The following is a 19,185-nucleotide window of genomic DNA, read 5'->3' as shown; positions in this document are numbered from 1 at the left end:
GTCAGCTGATGGCCTTGGCCCAGTTGGCGGTCAGGTATTCCTTGGCCTTGGTGGTCTGCGCGTCGGTCTGGAACACCGGCGTGCCCTCGGTCTTGGGCAGCGCGGCGTACGTGGCCTTGTCGATCGTGCCGGCCTTGTCCATCGCCTCGGCCCGCACCGGGCGGGCGCCACCCTTCAGCCACAGGTTCTGGCCCTCGTCGGAGTAGAGGAACTCCTGCCACAGCCGCGCCGCGGCCGGGTGCGGGGCGTCCTTGCTGATCGCCTGCACGTAGTACGAGCCCACCACGGCGCCGGCCGGCACCACGGTCTTCCAGGCCGGGGTCTTCTTGGCCTGGGCCACGTTCAGGTAGTCCCAGTCGATGACCACCGGTGTCTGGCCCGACTCGATGGTCGCCGGGGTCGGGTCGACCGGGAGGAAGTTGCCGGCCGCCTTCAGCTTCTTGAAGAACTCGACGCCGGGCGCGATGTCGTCGGCCGAGCCGCCGTTGCCGAGCGAGGCCATGACCACGCCGGAGAACGCCGCGCCGGCCTGTGTCGGGTCGCCGTTCAGGGCCACCTTGCCCTTGTACTCGGGCTTGAGCAGGTCGGTCACGCTCGCCGGGGCGGGCACCTTGGAGCTGTCGAACCCGATGGCCATGTAGCCGCCGTAGTCGTTGGTCCAGGCGCCGCTCGCGTCCTTCAGGTTGTCCGGGATCTCGGCCCAGGCCGACACCTTGTACGGCGCGAACTTGGCGGTGTTGGCGCCGGCCACGGCGCCGCCCAGGTCGAACACGTCGGGCGCCTTGTCCTGACCCTTGAGCTGGTCGGCGGCGTTGATCTCGTCCTGGCTGGACGCGTCCGGCTGGGCCGAGTTGACCTTGATGCCGTACTTGGTGCCGAAGGCCTTGATGATCTCGCCGTAGTTGGCCCAGTCCGGGGGCAGCGCGATGACGTTGAGCTGGCCCTCCTTCTTGGCCTCGGCGATCAGGGCGTCCAGGCCACCCAGGTCGGCCGCCGACGCCGCGGTCCCGGCGGCGGTGCCGGACGCGCCGCCGCCCGAGTCCTTGTCCTCGGGTGGTGCGCAAGCCGCGGTAGCCGCGAGAGCCGTGGCCGCCACGACGGCGACGGCTGAACGTGCAAGGGTCCGCACTGAAATCCTCCTCGGGGGTCAGCGTTGATCTTGGCCGAGGGCAGTAGGCGGTTAGGCAAACTTCAGCTGACCAGTGACTCAGGTTTGGGCCACGACCTCGGGGTGCGACCGGATGAATGCCGCCAGGTCATCGTTGCGTACCGCTTTGAGCATCTGAAGGCTCAATTCGGTCAAGATCTCAACGCTGCCGATGCCGGGGATCTCGTCGCTGTGGAATTCGCCGTCGTTCGTCTTGAGCGTGACCAGCTCGTCGGGCTTCACCTCGCGCATCGCGAAGACCCAGTCCTCCAGCGGGATGCCGCCGTCGTCCACGGTCATCGTCCGGCCGATCGCCTGGAGCAGCCCGGGCAGCTTCTGCGGCGAGCTGAGCCCGTCGTCCACCGCCTGCTTCATCAGCGCGCGCAGGAACTGCTGCTGGTGGCGCTGCCGGCCGTAGTCGTAGTCGCCGTTCTCGAGCAGGTCGCGCTGCCGTACGAAGTCGAGCGCCTCGGTCGGGTTGAAGCAGTGATTGCCCTTCTTGTACGTGTTCGGCGTGGTCCCCGAGATCTTGTGGCGGATCGTGCCGTCGGTGTTCAGTTTGTACGGCACCGCCGGCTCGCCGGTCTTGTTGTTCCGCCCCTTGTGCACCGATTTGGTGGTCTCGTCGACGTACATGCAGACCTTGCCGAGCACCTTGACGACGTCCGCGAAGCCCTCGAAGTCGATGATCGCGCCGGCGTCCGGGGTGATCCCGGTCAGCTTCTTCACGGTCAGCGCCAGCAGCTCGAAGCCGCCGGACAGCGCTTTCGGCCCGGTCAGGCCGCGGCTGCCGAACGCGAACGCCGCGTTGATCTTCGCCTTGCCGCCGGGGTAGGGAACCGCGCCGTTGTCGTACTTGGGGATCGACACGTAGCTGTCCCGCGGCAGCGACACCATGTAGCCGGCGTCATGCGAGGCCGGGATGTGCAGCAGGATGATCGAGTCGGAGCGGGTCAGCGCCGACGGGTCCTGGTTCTTCCGGGTGTCCACGCCGACCAGCAGGATGTTCTTGGCCCCGGTGACCGACACGTGTTCCCGCTCGGGCGCCTTGCGCACCGACCCGAGCAGGTTCTGCTTGGTCACCGTCCTGGTCGCCGAGCTGACCGTCGCCTTCATCGCGGCGACGGCGCCACCGCTGCCCACCACCAGCAGGGCGCCGATCCAGACAAGAACAAGAGCCCAGCGAGGGGTACGGCGTTTGGACAACGAAGGGCTCCTCGGGGCGGCGGACGTCGCGGGCGGAAAGATCTCGGTTCCTAGACGCTTGCTGTCACCCGATCGGTTGTCAGTTATCCAGAAGTTCACACTCCCGTAGTGAAAACGGACCGGACAGTCGGCTAGTTGTCACCACCGCGACGCCCGAAGTCCCTATAGTGGCGCGGATGTCTGCGAATCCGGACGTAAGCGTTGTCGTGCCCACCAGGTTCCGCCCCGATCTCGTCGTCCGGGCGGTGCGCAGCGCGCTCGCGCAGACCCATGGCGACCTTGAAGTGGTCGTGGTGATCGATGGTCCGGACGAGCCGACCGAGAAAGCCCTGGCCGCCCTCGGCGACGTGCGGGTCCGGGTGATCACGCTCCCCGAGAAGGGTGGCGCGCCCAACGCCCGCAACCAGGGCGCCCGGGCCGCCACCGGTAAGTGGGTGGCCTACCTCGACGACGACGACGAGTGGCTGCCGTCCAAGCTGGAGATTCAGCTCGCCGCCGCGGCCGCGTCGACGGCGGCGCTGCCGGTCGTGGCCAGCCGGCTGATCAACCGCACGCCGCGCGCCGACTCGATCATGCCGCGGCGGCTGCCCGGCCCCGACGAGCCGATCAGCGAATACCTGACCGTACGCCGCGGCCTGTTCTACGGCGACGGGTTCATCCAGACCTCGACCATCATGGCGCCGGCCGAGCTGTTCCGGCTGGTGCCGTTCACCGTCGGCCTGCGCCGCCAGCAGGAACTCGACTGGACGCTGCGGGCGCTGCAGCAGGAGGGCGCCGAGCTGGTCTACGCGTCCGAGCCGCTGGTCCTCTGGCACCAGGATGAGGACCGCGAACGGATCACCCTGACCGCACCCTGGCGCGAACAGCTCAAGTGGCTGCGCGCCAACCAGACGTTGTTCACGCCGCGCGCGTACGCCGCGTTCACAATGAGCGTGATGTCCTCGATGGCCGCGACCACCCGAAGCTTCGCCGTCTTCCGCGAGATCCTGGCCGAGGCGCGCGGCTACGGGCGACCTGGAATCATCGACTACGTGACGTTCCTGCAGATCTGGGCGCTGCCGCCCGGCATCCGGTCGCGCCTCCGCGACAGGGTGCTCGGCCGTACCGCCACCCCCACGTCCGTGCCCGCCCAGGCCAAGCGCTCCGCGCGGGTAGATGTCGGCTGATCCCGTGGGCCGGCCCGTGGTGGTCTGGCGGAGCGCCCTGCTGCCCGGTTCCGAGACCTTCGTACGCAACCACGGCGCCTACCTGACCCGGTGGTCGCCGGCCTACCTCGGCGCCACCCGCATCACGTCGGCGTTGTCGCTGCCCTCCGACGTGATCGCGTTCCCCGACGGCAAAGGCTTCCTGCGCCTGCGGCTGACCGGTTCGTCGCCTCGTCTCACGGCCGCCCTGCGTACGCTCAACCCCGCCGTGGTCCACGCCCACTTCGGCGGCGACGGCTGGCTGGTCGCCCGCGCGGCCGCCGCGGTCGGCGCCCCCCTGGTGCTGACCGTCCACGGCCACGACGTCACCCGCCAGCCCAACACCCCCGGCCCGCTGGGCATCCGCTATCGCCGCAACCTCCGCGACGTCTTCCGCCGCGCCCGCGTGATCCTGGCCGTCTCCGACCGCATCCGCACCCGAGCCGTGTCCCTGGGCGCCGACCCCGACCGCGTCCGCGTCCACCACACCGGCATCCCCCTGCCCGCGTCCCTGACCCCGACCACCCCACGCTGGGACGTGGCCTTCGTCGGCCGCCTGGTCGAGAAGAAGGGCGTAGCGGACCTCCTGACCGCCCTGCGCCGCACACCCGCCAAGGCCGTGATCATCGGCGACGGCCCCCTCCTGGCCGACCTCCGAGCCGCCGCCTCCGGCCTCGACGTCACCTTCACCGGCTCCCTGCCACCCGACGAGGTAGCCGCACATCTGGCCGCCTCCCGCATGCTCGCCGTCCCGTCCCGAACCGCCGCCGACGGCGACGAGGAGGGCCTGCCCACCACCATCCTGGAGGGCGCCGCCTACGGCCTCCCGGTCGTGGCGACCCGCCACAGCGGCATCCCCGAGGCCGTCCTCGACGGCGAGACCGGCCTGCTCGGCGACGAGGGCGACGTGGCGGCCCTGGCCGCCAACATCGAGCACCTCCTGGCCGACGACGCCTTGCGAGCCAAACTGGGCGCCGCCGGCCGCGCCCACGTGGTGGAGAACTTCGACCTGGTCAAGCAGTCCGCCAAACTCGAAGACCTCTACGACTCACTGGCGCAGAAGGCCATCCGCCCAGGCGCACCCCGGTCCGTTGCATGATCCAGCCCCGGTGCTGGTGACGCCGGGCAGACACAGCAGGTCGTGGACCAGCGCGGCCACCTCCGCGACAACCTGATCGGCGCCGGTCACGCATGAGCAAAAGGGCTTCGCCGAATGCTCACGACACTCGGCCTCGTGCCGGCCGGTGTGCCGACCGGGTCGTGATCGCCTCAACCTCGCGATCATGCCGGCTTGAGGCTCCCGGCTCGAGGCGGAGCTGCATGCCATGCTCGCGTCATGTCACTCGACCGGCGTGAGCTGGAGAAGCTGTCACCGGCTGCCAGGTCCAGGTTTACCGCCCGCTCCGCTGGAGGCACGCCTCAATCAAACACCAGGACCACCGCGGAAAGACCGACGACGAACTCCCGTACACCAAGGTATTGATCGAACTAACCGATCGGTATGAGCTGGCCGCGGAGCATGACGAGTGGGGCGAGAAGCCCGACATGTTCCTGCGAAGCGCCGTTACAGCGCAAGGGCCGCGCTGAGCTCGTTCGGTCCCGCGTCGCAGAGTCCCGGAGCCGCTGCGGTCGCCGTCTCCGCCGTCTCCGCCGCAGCGGTCATCGGAACCCGTGCCGACTGTCCCTCCACAGCGGACATCCTCGCGGCGCTTTGCTCTGAGCACATACATGCACCACCGCGGCCCTTTTGCTCTGAGCGCGTATAGGCAACACCCGGCTCCACGCGAAGGCGCTGATCACGCTGCCCGTCATCCGCGACACGCCGGGGTGACACGCCAGCTCTGAGCGCGTATACGCAACACCCTTGTTCCTGCTCTGAGCCCACGTAGGCATCGCCTGCCAGAGCGAAGGCCGAGGTGATGCGCCTATGTGCTCAGAACAAATGGGTGTTGCCTATACGCGCTCAGAGCAAAAGAGCCCCGGGGAGAAGATGGCGACGGGCGACGGGCGACGGGTGACGGGTGACGGGTGACGGGTGACGGGTGACGGGCGACAGGCGACAGGCGACAGGCGACAGGCGTCTGCGTCAGGGCTGGCGGACCGGGACGTCGAGGCCGGCCGCGCCGTACACCTCGTCGGCCTCGACCTCGGGGACGGTGAGCTTGGGTGGCTGCGCTCGGGGGAGGGCTCGGGCGACCACCACGGCGGCGATCGCGGCCAAGGCTGCGCCGACCATGAAGACCGTCACGAGCTGGGACTCGCGGGGGAGCGGGACCGGGCCGGCGATCGGGTTGCGGGTCATCATGGTGACCACGAAGGCGGTGCCGAGGGACATGCCGACCGAGCGGGCGATCGAGTTGACGCTGTTGGCGATGCCGGTTTCGGCCGGCTCGACCTGGGCGACGATCAGGGCGGGCAGGGCCGCGTAGCCGAAGGTGACGCCGGTGTTGACCATCAGGGCGCCGACGATGACCTGCCAGGTTGACGCGTGCAGCGCGGCGAGCATGGTGAAGCCGGCGCCGGCCAGCACGGCCGCGATGACCAGGGTGGATTTCGCCCCGAAGCGGGCGACCAGACGGCCGCCGAGGGGCGCCGAGATGATGCCGCCGGCCGTGCCGGGGAGCAGGTAGACCAGGCTGGCGGCGAGCACCGAGGCGCCGAAGCCGTAGCCGGCGACCGCGGGCGGCGTCTGGACCAGGGCGGAGACGGCCAGGAAGACGGCGAACATCGAGAAGCCGAGGAACAGGCCGGCCGCGTTGGCCACCACGATCGCGCGGTGGGTGAGCATCCGCGTGCTGACCAGGGGGTGCGTGACCCGGCGTTCGAACCGGACGACGCCGACGAGGACGATGACCGCGCCGGTCAGGCAGCCGAGCACCGGGACCGAGCCCCAGCCGTTGCCCTCCTCCAGGGGGAGGAGCAGCAGCACCAGGCCGAGCCCGAGCAGGGCGGCGCCGGCCCAGTCGAGGCCGCCGGTGGCCACCCCGGCGCGGCGGGGGAGCAGCCAGACCCCGGCCAGGCCGACCGCGGTGAGGGCGGCGGCCAGCCAGAACAGCTGGTGGTAGTCGCCGCCGTCGCGCATCAGCAGGCCGGTGACGGCCAGGCCGAAACCGGCGCCGACCGAGAGCATGCCGCTGACCAGGGCCATCGCGCCGGTCAGGCGCTGCGGCGGTAGTTCCTCGCGGAGCAGGCCGATGGCCAGGGGGAAGAGGCCGAAGCTGGCCGCCTGGGCGACCCGGCCGGCCAGGAGCAGGGGGAGGCTGGAGGTGGTGGCGGCGAGCACCGAGCCGAGCAGCACCACGATCAGCACGCCGAGTATGACGGGACGCCGGCCGTGCAGGTCGCCGAGCCGGCCGAGCATGGGGGTGAACACCGCGGCGGCGAGCAGGTTGGCGGTGACCACCCAGTTCAGCGCACGCATCGCGCGTGACGCGCGGGCCGGCCGGACCGTGGGCGGCCCGCCCGACCTGCTCGCCAAGCTCGCCGTCCATCTGCGCAGCATCACCTTCGCCGAGGTGTACGCGAACCCGGGTGCCTTCGATGAGGAAGAGCTGCTCGACACGCTCACCGACGGGATCCTGCGCCTCGTCTACGGCAAGACGCCGGGAAGCTAGCGCTTGGTGACGCGGGCGGCGATCTGCCGTGCGTTGAGCGGGATGACCGAGATCAGCAGGCGGCCGGACCCCTCGGTGACCAGGGCGACGACCGACGGGCGGCCGGCCAGCAGCACCCGCGGGCGCGGCCGGTCGAGCTTGGTGGCACGCAGCGCCGCCCCGCCCGCCGCGCCGGTCGCGTTGAACCGGCCCGGCGCCTTCATCGGGTCGTACGCGCCGACCTGGGCCGACAGAATCCGGCGCTGGCCGGTCGTGTCGCTGGCGGCGATCAATGCGGGCAGGTCGAAGCGGATCTCCACGCGCTGGCCGGCCCGGCTGACCCGCGCCTCGATCTCCTCGGCGCCGGCCGACAGGTCGGCCGCGCCGTTGCCGGTGGCGGTCAGCACGAGCTGGTCGCGGTGCCAGACCGCGGCGGTGACGTCGAGCTTCGCGTCCCAGTCGGGCATGCTCGTGACGTCGAAGTCCTCGTCCGGGAGGCGACCGAAGCCGGGGTACGCGGCATAGCGCCGGCCGCCGCGCTCGACCGTCTTGGGCAGGCCGTGCTTCGCGTCCTGCCGGATCACGGCCAGCAGGTCGTCGAGGTCGCCGTCGCGCGCCACGGTCAGCCGGACGCGGGTCTCGGGCGCCAGTTGCGCGGCGATCTCGTCGGTCAGGTGGTCGGCGGCGATCGAGCCGATCGAGTCGTGCACCATCTGCTGCGTCGCCCGGTCCAGCCCGAGCAGATCATCCTCGAGCAGCCGGGCGAGCTCGTGGTCGAAACGCCGGACCATCAGCGCGTCGCGTTTCTTGCCCGCGGGGAGCAGCTCGGCGACGTACCCGACAATCTTTTCGGCGGTCTGCACCCGCAGCGGTTGCCGGCTCTGATAGGTGACGTTGGTGCCGGAGAACCGGCGTACCGCGTAGTAGAAGTCGTACCCGGTCAGCACCGACACCCGCCGCGCGTGGAAGCACGCGGCCAGCGTGAACGGGAAGTCCGAGCCGATCCGCATGTCCTCGCGGTAGCGGATGCCGACGGAGTCGAGCAGCGACCGGCGGAACAGCTTGGTGTTGGCCAGCGAGCGCGGCAGCGGTGAGTCGAAGAGGTCGAGGTCGGCCTCGTCGCGGACGAAGATGTCCTGGAAGATGTGCCGGCTGTTGACGCCGACCACCTTGCCCAGCAGCACGTCCGAGCCCCACTCGTCGGCCGCCGTGACCATCCGCTCGAGCGCCTCGGGGCCGAGCCGGTCGTCGGCGCCGGCGAAGAACACGTACCGGCCGGTCGACGCCTCCAGGCCGCGGTTGAACGGCTGGGCCGGGCCGCCCGAGTTGGGCTGGTGCACCACGGTCATCCGGCCGGCCCACCGCCGGGCGAACCGGTCGAGTTCGGCCCCGCTGCCGTCGGTCGAGCCGTCGTCGACCGCGACGATCTCCATGCCGGCCGGTCCGATGCTCTGCGCGGCCAGCGATTCCAGGCATTCGGTGAGATAGGGCATGACATCGTGTACGGCCAGCACGACGGTGACGTCCGGCGGGCCGAGCAGCCGGTGGTAGAGCGCGTCCAGCTTCTCGGCCTGCGCGGCCCAGGTCCAGCCGGGCAGCGGGCTGTCCGGCCCGTCGTAGACGGCCCGGTAGCGCGCGGGATCGGCGAGCACCTCGCGGGCGGCGCGAGCCAGGTCGGCCGAGTCGCGGGCCCGGAACACCTCGCCGACGCCGGTCTCCCGGACCGTCCTGGCCATCGTGCGGACGTCGCTGACGATGATCGGCAGCCGCGAGTGCGCGTACTCGAAGAACTTGGTGATCAGGGCGATCTCGTGGTTGGGCCAGTGGTGGATCGGGATCAGCCCGGCGTCGGCCCCGGCCAGGAAGCGGGTGACCTGGTCGTACGGCACGTAGGGGACGGCGTGCACCCGCTCGTGCCGCGGCGCTTTCGAGGGGTCTTCGACAACCAGGGCGAGGTGTACGCCGGGAAGCTGGTCGATCGCCTCGACGGCGTCGGCGATGCCCCGCTGCGGTGACGCCGACCCGCTGTAGACGAGCAGTTTCGTCTCGGGGCCGACCCCGCACAGCTCGCGGAGGTCGGGCACGTCATCGGCCGGCTCGCCGAACTCGGGCGCGTTGAGCAGCACCCCGGGCGTGGCGGGCAGGTGGTGTTCGCGCTGGAGCAGCTCGGCCAGCCCGTCGGAGACGGTGACCACGGCGTCGGCGGCGGTCGCGTACTCGTGTTCGTAGGCCAGGTGGGCCGGAAGCCAGCGGGCGTTGTCGCGGCGCGGCCGGGCCCCGGCCAGGAACTCGTGCGCGTCCCAGACCAGCCGCACCGGTCGGCCGGCGGCCCGGGCGCGTTCCTTGGCGCGGGCGCCGACGCCGAGCATCCGGGTGTCGTGGGCGTGGATCAGGTCGGGTGCGAGCTCGTCGATGACCTGGCCGAACGCCTTCTCGTAGGTCCACAGCCCGGGCTCGAGCCGGCGCCACGACCGGTCGCCGAGCGTCGCGCCGTAGTAGCGCACCTGGGCCAGCTCGACCGGGCGCCGGGCCAGCCGGGCCGTCCGCAGCGGCAGCCCGCCGCGGGCGAGGAGGCGTCCTTTGAGGCCGCCCGGTCCGCCCGGACCGGCACCGCCGCCGCCGCCGTCGAGCGGCAGGAGCCGCACCTCAGCGTCACCGAGGCGCCAGCGTTCCTCGACCGCGGTCGGGGAGCACCCCAACAGGGTGACTTCCCAGCCCGCGGAGGCGGCCGACCTCGCCGCCTTCTGCACCCGGGAGTCGCCCCGCACACCGTTGTCCACCAGCATCACGACGCGACCGTTAGGCATGATGCGGCGATTCTACGGGTGCGGCCGCGGGTCCATCAGCCGGGACGCCCTATTGCCCTAAGCCGACTGGCAGGGTAGGAATTAGAAAACCTACTGCCCCGATGGGACCGACTCATGAGAAAGCTGATCCTGCTGGCCCTGGTCGGCCTCGGCGCGCAACTCGTCGACGGCAGCCTCGGCATGGCCTACGGCGTGACCTCCACGACGCTGCTGCTGGCCATCGGCACCAACCCGGCTGCCGCGTCGGCCACCGTCCACCTGGCCGAGATCGGCACCACGCTGGTGTCCGGCGTCGCGCACTGGCGGTTCGGCAACGTCGACTGGAAGGTCGTGCTCAAGATCGGCGTGCCGGGCGCGATCGGCGCCTTCGCCGGCGCCACGTTCCTGTCGGGCCTGTCCACCGAGACCGCCGCCCCGCTGATGTCGATCATCCTGCTGGCCCTCGGCCTCTACGTCTTCATCCGCTTCACCACCCAGGGCCTGCCCAAGGGCCACCTGGGCAAGCCGCTGCGCAAGCGGTTCCTGGCCCCGCTGGGCCTGGTGGCCGGCTTCGTCGACTCCACCGGTGGCGGCGGCTGGGGCCCGGTCGGCACGCCGGCGATCCTGGCCAGCGGCCGGCTCGAGCCCCGCAAGACGATCGGCTCGATCGACACCAGCGAGTTCCTGGTCGCGATCGCGGCCAGCATCGGCTTCATCGTCGGCATCGGCTCCGAGGGTGTGAACTTCGCCTGGGTCCTCATGCTGCTGCTCGGCGGCGTCATCGCGGCGCCGATCGCCGCGTGGCTGGTCCGGCTCGTCCCGCCGCGGGTGCTCGGCTCGCTGGTCGGCGGCGTCATCATCCTGACCAACATCCGCACGCTGCTGCGCAGCGACTGGATCGACGCGCCGGACGCCGCCCGCTACACGGTCTACGGCGTCATCTACGTGGTCTGGGCGGCCGCGGTCGTCTACTCCTTCCTCCAGTACCGCAAGAACGCCGACGAGGAGAAGGCGATCGTCGCCGAGGCGGAGGCCGCGGCCCACGGCGGCGAGCCGGAGGAGCGCGCGAAGGCCTCGGCCTGATCGACGAGGCTCATGAAGGGGGGCGCTGGGGGCGTCCCCTTTCATGCATCGGATGGCGGAAGGGACGTCACCGGCTGAAGGTGCCGAGGAACATGTCGCGGAACTGGTCCATCCGGGCGGCCGGCGTGCTGGGCAGCGGCTTGAGTCCGGACGACCATTGCCACCCGCCGGCTTTGTCGAGCACCGCCGGGTCCTTGGCGACGATGCTGATCGGCACGTCCCGGCTGGCGTTCTGCCCGGTGATGATCGGGGACGGCTGGTGGTCGCCGAGGAAGACCAGCACCAGGTCGTCGTCGCCGTACTTCTGCACGTAGGACACCAGGCTGTCCACCGAGTACTGGACCGAGCGCAGGTATTCGGCCTTGACCCGCTTCTCGTCCTTCCACACCTCGCCCGGGCCCGGGTCGTTCGCGGTCATCGGGCCGAAGATCGAGCCGTCGCCCAGCTGGTCCCAGTCGACCAGGTCGGGGATCGGCGCCCACGGCGTGTGGCTGGACACGAAGGTGATCTCGGACATCAGCGGCGCCCGGTCCCGCTTGCTGTGCTCCAGCTGCTCGAACCGCTCCAGGGTGAACTGGTCGGGCATGGTGGCCCAGCTGAACTTCGGGCCGTGGTAGTTCAGCGCCTGCTCGCCGTAGATCTGGTCGTACCCGTAGAACCGGCCCTCGGGCCACGCGTAGGTCAGGCCCGGCTCGACGCCGACGGTCCGCCAGTCGCCACGGCCGAAGGCGCTGGTCAACGTCATGCGGTCGCTGGCTGTGAGCGTACGGTAGCGGGATTCGTTGTTGATCCACAGCCCGGACTGGAACGTGGAGTGGGCCAGCCAGCTGCCGCCGCCCGCGGTCGGGGACGTGAGCCAGCCGCTGCGGGTGCCGTAACCGGCCGCCGTGAGCTGCTCGGTGCCCCTCTTGAGGGTGGCGTCCATGCCGGCCGCGTAGTCCGGGTCCTCGACCGCGCTGCGCCCGTAGCTCTCGATGAACGTGAAGATCACGTCCTTGCCGGCCAGGCCGCTGAGCAACTGGTCGGGCGGGGTGGTGCGGAACTTGTCGACCGACGCCTCGGCCGCGAACGCCTGCTTGTCGCGGATCCCGTCGGGCACCTTCTGCGCGGTCTCGCGGGCCAGCGTGACCGCGGCGTCCGACGAGATGAACACGGTCGAGACGAAGTGGCTGCCGAGCAGCGCGAGCACCACCCAGGCGGCGCTGAGCGCGAGCACGCTGCGTTCGGCCGCCGGGCGGTGCCGTTCGGCGAAGCGGGTGGTCCGGAGCACGGCCCAACCCATCAGCACGGGTACGCCGAGGAGCACGAGACCGGCGCCGACGGCGGCGAACTTGGCCAGGGTGTCACCGATCGAGTCGCCGAGGAAGCTGAGGCCGTCGTCCAGCAGCACCCAGTCGAGCACCGGGTTGAACGGCCGGGCCAGCGCCGCGTAGAAGCCCATGTCGATGACCTTGACCACGGTCAGCAGGCCGAGCAGCACACCGCCGGCGACCGCCGCGACCCGGCGGACGCGGGCGGGCAGCACGAGCAGCACGGCGATGCCGATCAGCGCCTCGATCGGGATGCGGATGAACGCCTGAGCGGTGTTCGACCCCTCGGGGAGCCGGCTGACGTTGTTCGGGGTGGCCAGGGCCAGGAACACCAGCACGCCGGCCAGGGCGGTGAGCGCACCCGCGACGACGCGCCGCCAGGTGGGCCGCTTCACGCCGGCTTCCGGGGTCATCCGATCCTCGGACCGCTCGGCGGACAGGACGGGAACAGACACAGAACCAGATCCTTCGGTACGAGCACGCGCGCGGCCGGGCATGTGCCGCACATACCTAGTACGACACCTGTCCCGAATCGGTTCAGGCCGCGCTGGTCATCGGACATTCCCGTCCTTTCTGAGGGCGATGGCCACGATAACCGCACAACCCAGCGTGATCACGGCGACCACGGAAAGCAGTAACGGGTAGCCGGCGCCGGCCCCCGCGATCGCGGCGAGAACAACCGGGAACGCGAAGCCGACGTACGTGATCGACCAGTACACGCCGGTCAGCGCGGCCAGGCTCCCGGGCGGCGCCATCGTCTGCACCTCGACCAGCCCCGAGACGATGCACACCCCGTAGGCGACGCCGAACAGCAGCGCCGCCACGCCCACGCCCAGCGGCGCCGGGTCGGCCGCCAGCAGCAGGGCGGCGACCGCGAACACGCCCAGCCCGGCCACGCCCTGACGCCCGCGCAGCAGCCGGGCTAGCCGTGGCACCCAGGGCTGGACGCCGGCCCCGGTGACGAGCGTGAGCACGGCCAGCAGGGTGGCGAAGGCGATGCCCAGGTCGCCGGTGCGGTCGGCGACCAGGGCCGGACCGACCACGAAGGCGAGCGCCGGCGCCCCGAACACCCACGGCGCCATCGGCGCCACCACCCCGGCGAAGCGCCGCCATCCGCCCGGCGGCAGGCACAGTGACGCGTATAGGTGCGCAGAGCTGCTCTGCGCACCTATAGGCAACAGTCCCGCGGGAGCCGGCGCGGGCCCGGGGGTGCGGGCGTGTGGCCCGGGGGTGCGTGCGTGTGGCCCGGCGGTCTCCAACGCGCGGCTCAGCGGGACGGCGGCCAGGAGCGACAGGGCGATCTGCACCGCGTACGGGAGGATCGTCGGCGCCGGGCCCCACTGGGCGAGCGCGCCGGAGACGCCCGCGCCGAGCCCGAAGCCCGCGGTGAGCGTCAGCGAAGCGCGCCGGGCCTGGGCCGGTGGGTCGGCGTCGTGCTCGGACAGCTCCTTGATCCAGCTGGTGCCCGCGACCATCGCCGCGGCCACGCTGACCCCGCAGACCAGCCGCCCGGCGCACATCCAGAGGACGCTGGTGTGCCCGGTCATCAGGATGACGCTGCCCAGCACGCCCAGCCCGAGGGCCACGGCCACGGTGCCGCGGCGGCCGTGGCGGTCGGCGATCGGGCCGGTGAGCAGGAAGCCGGGGACCAGCCCGAGGATGTAGAACGCGAAGAACAGGTTCACCTCGACCTGGCTGTAGCCGTCGACCCGCCGGTAGAGCAGCAGCAGCGGCGAGAAGTGGTTGCCGCCCCAGGCCGCCATCAGCACCGCCGGGGCGGCCGCACGCCAGATCGTCTTGGTCACGGCCTCATTTATAGGCCGAGGCGGGCCAGTTGCTCGTCGTAGCGGATCTCGATCTCACCGAGATCAGCGTCACTCTCCCAGATCGCGTCCAGCGCGCTCCTGGTCTCGGCGTCGAGCGCCGCGTAGCGGTCGCGCCACTTCTCGGCGCCGTCGGTCCAGTAGCCCACGGTCTTGTAGGCGGACGACGGCAGCCCCAGCTCGCGCCGCAGATAGCGGCGGACGCCGCGCAGCTCCTTGGTCTCGCCGGCCACCCAGATGTAGCCGATGCCCTCGGCCGGGGTCCGGATCGAGCGGACGACCTGTTCGAGGCGGCTCGGCCCGTGCCCGTTGCCGCCGTAGATCCAGGTCACCTCGACGTCGGAGGTGGTGGTGGTGAGATCGAGGTGGTGCGCCGGGTCGGGAACTTCCAGGATCGCCCGGGTACGCACACCGCTCGGCGCGTTCTCGATGAGGCGCGCGGCGGCCGGGATGGCGGCGCAGTCGGCGACCAGGAACTGCCAGCTCAGCCCGGCCGGCGCGTCGTACATGCCGTCCGGGGTGTTGAGCCCGACCAGGTCACCGGGCCGGGCCGACCGGGCCCACTCGGCCGCGACACCGCCGTCGTGGACGACGAAGTCGATGGTCACCTCGCCGGTGGCCGACTCGAAGTCGCGCACGGTGTAGGTCCGCATGGTGGCGAGGTCGATCGAGTCGTAGTCGAGGCAGCCGTCGGTGACCGTCGGCAGGAGCGGCGCCTCGCCCCGCCGCCGCGGGAAGATCAGCCGCAGGTATTCGTCCCCGACGCCCGTGGTCGCGTACCCGGAAAGGCCGGCGCCGCCGAACACCACCCGCCGCATCCCCGGCGTCAGGTCTTCGGCCCGCACCACCGTGCCGGTCCAGACTCGCATCGGCAACGTGGTCCCGCTCATCCGAAGCACTCCATCCCTCGAGGCCGCTGTCACGCGCTCCCCGCCAGGATAGGTTAGGCAACCCTATGCGGCGAGGGCGGCGTAGCGGCCGTCGGCCCGGACCAGGGACTGGTGGGTGCCGGACTCCAGGACGCGACCGTGGTGCAGGACCGCGATGCGGTCGGCGTCGCGGACCGTGGAGAGGCGGTGGGCGATCGTGATCGTGGTGCGGCCGCGGGACAGCTCGTCGAAGGCGGCCTGCACGGCCCGCTCGGTCGTCGTGTCCAGGGCGCTGGTGGCCTCGTCGAGGACCAGGATCCGTGGGTCGCGCAGCAGCGTGCGGGCGATCGCGATGCGCTGCTTCTCGCCGCCGGAGAAGCGGTGGCCGCGGGAGCCGACGACCGTGTCGTACCCCTCAGGCAGATTGCTGATCAGGTCGTGGATCTGCGCGGCGCGGGCGGCCCGCTCGATCTGCTCGTCGTTCGCGCCGGGGCGGGCGTAACGCAGGTTCTCGCGCACCGAGGCGTGCAGCAGGTAGGTCTCCTGGCTGACCACGCCGACGATGCCGGCCAGGTCGGCCAGGCTCATGTCGCGCAGGTCGACGCCGTCGATCGTGACCCGGCCGGCGGTGGGGTCGTGCAGCCGGGCGATCAGGCCGGCGATCGTGCTCTTGCCCGAGCCGGTCGCGCCGACCAGGGCCAGCGAGGTGCCCGCCGGAACGTCCAGGGTCACGTCCTCGACGGCCGGCCCGGGGCTGCCCGGATAGGTCAGCGTCACGCCCTCGAGCCGGAGGTGGCCGGCGACGTGGGAGACGTCGGCGGGGTGGGCCGGGTCGTCCACCTCGACCGGGAGGTCCAGGTATTCGAAGATGCGGGCGAACAGCGCCAGCGACGCGGTCACCGAGACGCCCACGTTGAGCAGCTGGGTCAGCGGGCGGAACAGCGCGGTCTGCAGGGCGGTGAAGGCGACCAGCGTGCCGATGCTCATCGCGCCCGCGCTCATCGGCAGGCCGGCGCTCAGGTAGATGACCGCCGGGATGGCCGCGAAGATGATGCTCATCGTCGCCATCCGCCACCGGCCGGCCAGCTCGGAGCGCAGCTCGAGGTCGATCAGCCGGGTCGACGAGTCGGTGAAGCGGCGGACCAGTTCCGGGCCGGTGTGCATGGTCTTGCTGAGCTGGATGCCGCTGATCGACAGGCCTTCCTCGACGGTGACGTTGAGGTCGGCGAGCTCGCGCTGGCGCTGGGCGGTGATCGCCCGGCGCATCCGGGCGACCCGGCGCGACAGCAGCACCGACGGCGGGAGCACCACCAGCGAGATCAGCGTGAGCTGCCAGGACAGCGCGATCATGGCGACCACGGTGGCGATCACGGTGGTCAGGTTCGAGGCGATCGAGGTGGCCGTCGAGGTCACCACCGACTGCATGCCGCCGATGTCGTTGGTGATGCGGGACTGCACCTCGCCGGTGCGTGTTCTGGTGAAGAAGGCCACGGACTGCCGTTGCAGGTGTCCGAACACGTCGATGCGCAGCCGGTGCATCACCCGCTGGCCGATGGTGGTGGCGATCCAGGTCTGCACGACGCCCAGCGCGGCGGTCACGGCGGCGACGGCGACCATGCCGGCCACCAGCCAGCTCAGCAGCCGGAGATCGGAGTGGGGGAGCGCGACGTCGATGACCTCGCGCAGGAGGAAGGGCTGGGCCATGGCGATCACCGAGGCCGCGACGATGATCGCGGTGACGACGGCGAGCTGGGCCCGGTGCGGGCGGAAGAGCCGCCAGATGCGGCCGAGCGAGACCTTCTTGGCCTGCTCCTTCTCGATGTCTTTCTGCTTTCGCCGGTCCAAGTGTGGTCCTTTCATTTTGATGAGGTTACCTCAACATGAGGTTACAGCTCATTTCGCTGCTACGCTATTCCCGTGTCTGAGCAGGGTTTGGGCGAGCTGTTCTGGTCGGTCGCCCGAGAGATGCGTACGCGTACGCGGGACGCGCTGGAGCCGTGGGCGATCACCCCGGCCCAGTCGCGGGCGCTGCGGGTGCTCCTGAGCGACGAGCCACATCGGCTGGGCGACCTGGCCGAACGACTGCGCATCGCGCCGCGCTCGGCCACCGAGGTCGTCGACCACCTGGAGCGCCGTGGGCTGGTCGAGCGCCGCCCCGACGCTGCCGACCGCCGGGCCACGCTGATCGTGCTCACCGGCAAGGGGCGGGCCGCCGCGGACGACATCCGGGAGGCGCGGATCGAGGAGGCGGACCGGTTCTTCGACCGGTTGAGCGGCGACGACCGGGCGGAACTCGGGCGGATCCTCCGGAATCTCGTCGGGTCAGGTGAACATCAGTCGTCCAACGGGTAGCCATGCGGTGTGGTGCGTACCGTCTCGTTGCGTCTGAACGTCGTCGCGGCTGCTGTGGCCGTCGTCCTGCTGATGCCGTTCGCCCTGCTCGCGATCTTCGTGGCCGGTCGCTGGGCGCCGCTGCGATCGTTCGACCTGGTGGTCAGCGACGCGGTGCACGTGTGGGCCGTGAACCATCCCGCGGTGGTCGACGCCATGCAGGTGTGGAGCCTGGTGTTCTCGCCGATGGCGCTGCGGGCCGGCGCGCTGATCCTGGTCGTCTGGCTGTTCCGGCGGCACCGGTCGCGCGCCGCGTGGTGGGTGATCATCGCGATGACCGCCGGCGGCGTGGTCGCCGCCCTGCTCAAGCTGGTGGTGGAACGCGACCGGCCGTCGTTCCTCGACCCGGTGGCGCGGGCGGCCGGCTACTCGTTCCCGTCCGGTCACGCCACCAACGCGGCGCTGACCTGCGCGGTCTTTCTGGCGATTCTGCTCCCGTACGGCCGGGGACGGCGCTGGCTGTGGGCCGCCGCGGTGGTGGTGACCGCGGTGACCGGGCTCAGCCGGATCGGGCTCGGCGTGCACTTCACCAGCGACGTCGTGGCCGGGTGGCTGCTCGGGGCGGCGGTGGTCGTCGCCATGGTTCCGGTGCTTGACCGAAGATCGACCTGGGTAAGAACGCCGCGTGCACATAGCGTTGCAGGCTCTGAAACGGGTGATCGCCCCGATCGTGATCTGGCTCGTCGTGATGATCGGCATCGGTCTGCTGGTGACGAAGGTGCTGTCGAAAGACTGGCCGTTCACGATCGAGGACGCCGTCAACCGTGACTTCGCGGCCGGCCGCACCGGCGACCGGAACGGGGTGACCGGCTTCTTCAGCCTGGTCGGCAGCACCCCCGTGATCATCGGCGTGGCCGTCCTCGCGGCCGTCGTGCTGCGCCTGCGCCTGCACCGCTGGCGCGAGTCGATCTTCCTGTGCCTGGCCGTCGCCGCCCAGGCCGTCGTCTTCTTCTTCACCACCCTGGCCATCGACCGCGCCCGCCCCGCCGTGCCCAAGATGGACGTCTCCCCGCCGACCAGCAGCTTCCCGTCCGGCCACACCTCGGCCGCGGTGGCCCTCTACGCCGGCCTGGCCCTGGTCCTGTCCCTGCTGCTCAAGCGAGCCTGGCTGAAGGCCGCGTGCTGGCTGCTGATCCTGGTGCCGGTCGCGGTGGCCTTCTCCCGCCTCTACCGGGGCATGCACCACCCCAGCGACGTGACCGCCTCCTTCGTCAACGGCGCCGTCTGCGTCACCATCGCGGCCCGGGCCCTCCTCGACCGCACCGTGACCTGGACGAAGTCCTTCCACCGGGCGAGTCCGATGTCATCGACGAGCTGAGCCGCGGCGTCGAGATTCAAGATCAAGAGCCCGGTGTCATCGACGGGTTGAGCCTCCGCGCGGCGTCGAAATTCAAGATCAAGAGCTTGATGTCGTGCCTGGGTGGGTGGTGCTGACCGTCGCTCTCCCGCCGGGGCCGGGCGCGCGGCTCCATGGCCGCGGGGCGGCCAGAACAGAGCCGCGCACCCTTCATTCTGCGTGCGTGGTCACCCTCCGGGCGCTTCGCGCCCCAACCCCGGCGCCTTCGCGCCCAACCCCGACGTTTCGCGCCCCAACCCCGACGTTTCGCGCCCCAACCCCGGCGTACGCGTCCGGGGAAGTGTCCCCGAATGCTCGTTCGCCATAGCGAAATGTGCGGCGGCCGCGGCGGAGCGCGGATCAATGGGCTTTTCGGCGGCCGTTCCGGTGGCGTTCTGCCGAGCGATTCGGCTCGCGGAGTCGGGCCGGCTCAACCTTTCTTGTCTCTTAATTGCCG

The 19,185-nt window shown here is 70.9% G+C and carries 15 protein-coding genes; 7 read left to right on the top strand and 8 right to left on the bottom strand.

The window, feature by feature from the left end; translation table 11 throughout:
• Position 1: 1 nt before the first annotated feature.
• Entirely contained in the window at positions 2–1,129 is a 1,128-nt protein-coding gene (locus tag AB0M54_RS19545) for an ABC transporter substrate-binding protein (protein ID WP_364472864.1), read from the bottom strand.
• 78 nt (positions 1,130–1,207) lie between these two features.
• Positions 1,208–2,353 carry an LCP family protein gene (locus tag AB0M54_RS19540; protein WP_364472862.1) on the bottom strand — a complete coding sequence of 382 codons (1,146 nt, stop codon included), beginning with the start codon at positions 2,351–2,353 and terminating at the stop codon, positions 1,208–1,210.
• Positions 2,354–2,529: 176 nt separating this feature from the next.
• On the opposite strand from AB0M54_RS19540, the gene AB0M54_RS19535 reads away from it, so the two are divergent.
• The gene (locus AB0M54_RS19535; protein WP_364472860.1) at positions 2,530–3,519 is read left to right on the top strand and encodes a glycosyltransferase; all 990 of its coding nucleotides are present in this window, start codon (positions 2,530–2,532) and stop codon (positions 3,517–3,519) included.
• Between the two features lie 4 nt (positions 3,520–3,523).
• A complete protein-coding gene (locus AB0M54_RS19530; RefSeq protein ID WP_364472858.1) occupies positions 3,524–4,636 on the top strand; it encodes a glycosyltransferase in 1,113 nt (370 codons plus the stop codon).
• A 987-nt stretch (positions 4,637–5,623) separates the two neighbouring features.
• Here AB0M54_RS19530 and AB0M54_RS19525 read toward each other — a convergent pair.
• A complete protein-coding gene (locus tag AB0M54_RS19525; RefSeq protein ID WP_364472856.1) occupies positions 5,624–6,940 on the bottom strand; it encodes an MFS transporter in 1,317 nt (438 codons plus the stop codon).
• Between AB0M54_RS19525 and AB0M54_RS19520 the strand changes: the two genes are divergently transcribed.
• A complete protein-coding gene (locus AB0M54_RS19520) occupies positions 6,933–7,151 on the top strand; it encodes a hypothetical protein (RefSeq protein WP_364472854.1) in 219 nt (72 codons plus the stop codon). The two genes, AB0M54_RS19525 and AB0M54_RS19520, sit on opposite strands and share 8 nt — an antisense overlap.
• On the opposite strand, the gene AB0M54_RS19515 is transcribed toward AB0M54_RS19520, so the two are convergent.
• Positions 7,148–9,937, bottom strand: a complete 2,790-nt coding sequence (locus AB0M54_RS19515) for a glycosyltransferase (RefSeq protein WP_364472852.1) — start codon at positions 9,935–9,937, stop codon at positions 7,148–7,150. The two genes, AB0M54_RS19520 and AB0M54_RS19515, sit on opposite strands and share 4 nt — an antisense overlap.
• A gap of 114 nt (positions 9,938–10,051) precedes the next feature.
• Between AB0M54_RS19515 and AB0M54_RS19510 the strand changes: the two genes are divergently transcribed.
• Complete coding sequence (locus AB0M54_RS19510) at positions 10,052–10,999, top strand: sulfite exporter TauE/SafE family protein (RefSeq protein WP_364319352.1); 948 nt, start codon at positions 10,052–10,054, stop codon at positions 10,997–10,999.
• A 67-nt stretch (positions 11,000–11,066) separates the two neighbouring features.
• Here AB0M54_RS19510 and AB0M54_RS19505 read toward each other — a convergent pair whose 3' ends face one another.
• From AB0M54_RS19505 to AB0M54_RS19490, 4 genes are all read right to left on the bottom strand, one after another.
• Entirely contained in the window at positions 11,067–12,764 is a 1,698-nt protein-coding gene (locus tag AB0M54_RS19505) for a sulfatase (protein ID WP_364319350.1), read from the bottom strand.
• Positions 12,765–12,860: 96 nt separating this feature from the next.
• The gene (locus tag AB0M54_RS19500) at positions 12,861–14,114 is read right to left on the bottom strand and encodes an MFS transporter (RefSeq protein WP_364319348.1); all 1,254 of its coding nucleotides are present in this window, start codon (positions 14,112–14,114) and stop codon (positions 12,861–12,863) included.
• 8 nt (positions 14,115–14,122) lie between these two features.
• Entirely contained in the window at positions 14,123–15,022 is a 900-nt protein-coding gene (locus AB0M54_RS19495) for a siderophore-interacting protein (protein WP_364472850.1), read from the bottom strand.
• 63 nt (positions 15,023–15,085) lie between these two features.
• Complete coding sequence (locus tag AB0M54_RS19490; protein ID WP_364472848.1) at positions 15,086–16,846, bottom strand: ABC transporter ATP-binding protein; 1,761 nt, start codon at positions 16,844–16,846, stop codon at positions 15,086–15,088.
• A 72-nt stretch (positions 16,847–16,918) separates the two neighbouring features.
• Here AB0M54_RS19490 and AB0M54_RS19485 point away from each other — a divergent pair, with 72 nt between their 5' ends.
• From AB0M54_RS19485 to AB0M54_RS19475, 3 genes are read left to right on the top strand one after another with little or no spacing between them, the layout of a single operon-like run.
• Positions 16,919–17,353 carry a MarR family transcriptional regulator gene (locus tag AB0M54_RS19485; protein ID WP_364319342.1) on the top strand — a complete coding sequence of 145 codons (435 nt, stop codon included), beginning with the start codon at positions 16,919–16,921 and terminating at the stop codon, positions 17,351–17,353.
• 9 nt (positions 17,354–17,362) lie between these two features.
• The gene (locus AB0M54_RS19480; RefSeq protein WP_364472846.1) at positions 17,363–18,160 is read left to right on the top strand and encodes a phosphatase PAP2 family protein; all 798 of its coding nucleotides are present in this window, start codon (positions 17,363–17,365) and stop codon (positions 18,158–18,160) included.
• A complete protein-coding gene (locus tag AB0M54_RS19475) occupies positions 18,102–18,710 on the top strand; it encodes a phosphatase PAP2 family protein (RefSeq protein ID WP_364472844.1) in 609 nt (202 codons plus the stop codon). Before AB0M54_RS19480 ends, AB0M54_RS19475 begins: the two co-directional genes overlap by 59 nt.
• The last annotated feature ends 475 nt before the right edge of the window (positions 18,711–19,185 follow it).

It is taken from the genome of Actinoplanes sp. NPDC051470 (assembly GCF_040682035.1).
Taxonomy (GTDB): Bacteria; Actinomycetota; Actinomycetes; order Mycobacteriales; family Micromonosporaceae; genus Actinoplanes.
Note: the sequence above shows the minus strand (reverse complement) of the source record. Positions and strands in the feature narration are given on the sequence as shown.

Excerpts from the sequence above, each read along its gene's own strand:
- AB0M54_RS19535 (WP_364472860.1), top strand. The coding sequence starts at position 2,530 with ATGTCTGCGAATCCGGACGTAAGCGTTGTCGTGCCCACCAGGTTCCGC.
- AB0M54_RS19515 (WP_364472852.1), bottom strand. The coding sequence starts at position 9,937 with ATGCCTAACGGTCGCGTCGTGATGCTGGTGGACAACGGTGTGCGGGGC.
- AB0M54_RS19510 (WP_364319352.1), top strand. The coding sequence starts at position 10,052 with ATGAGAAAGCTGATCCTGCTGGCCCTGGTCGGCCTCGGCGCGCAACTC.
- AB0M54_RS19495 (WP_364472850.1), bottom strand. The coding sequence starts at position 15,022 with ATGAGCGGGACCACGTTGCCGATGCGAGTCTGGACCGGCACGGTGGTG.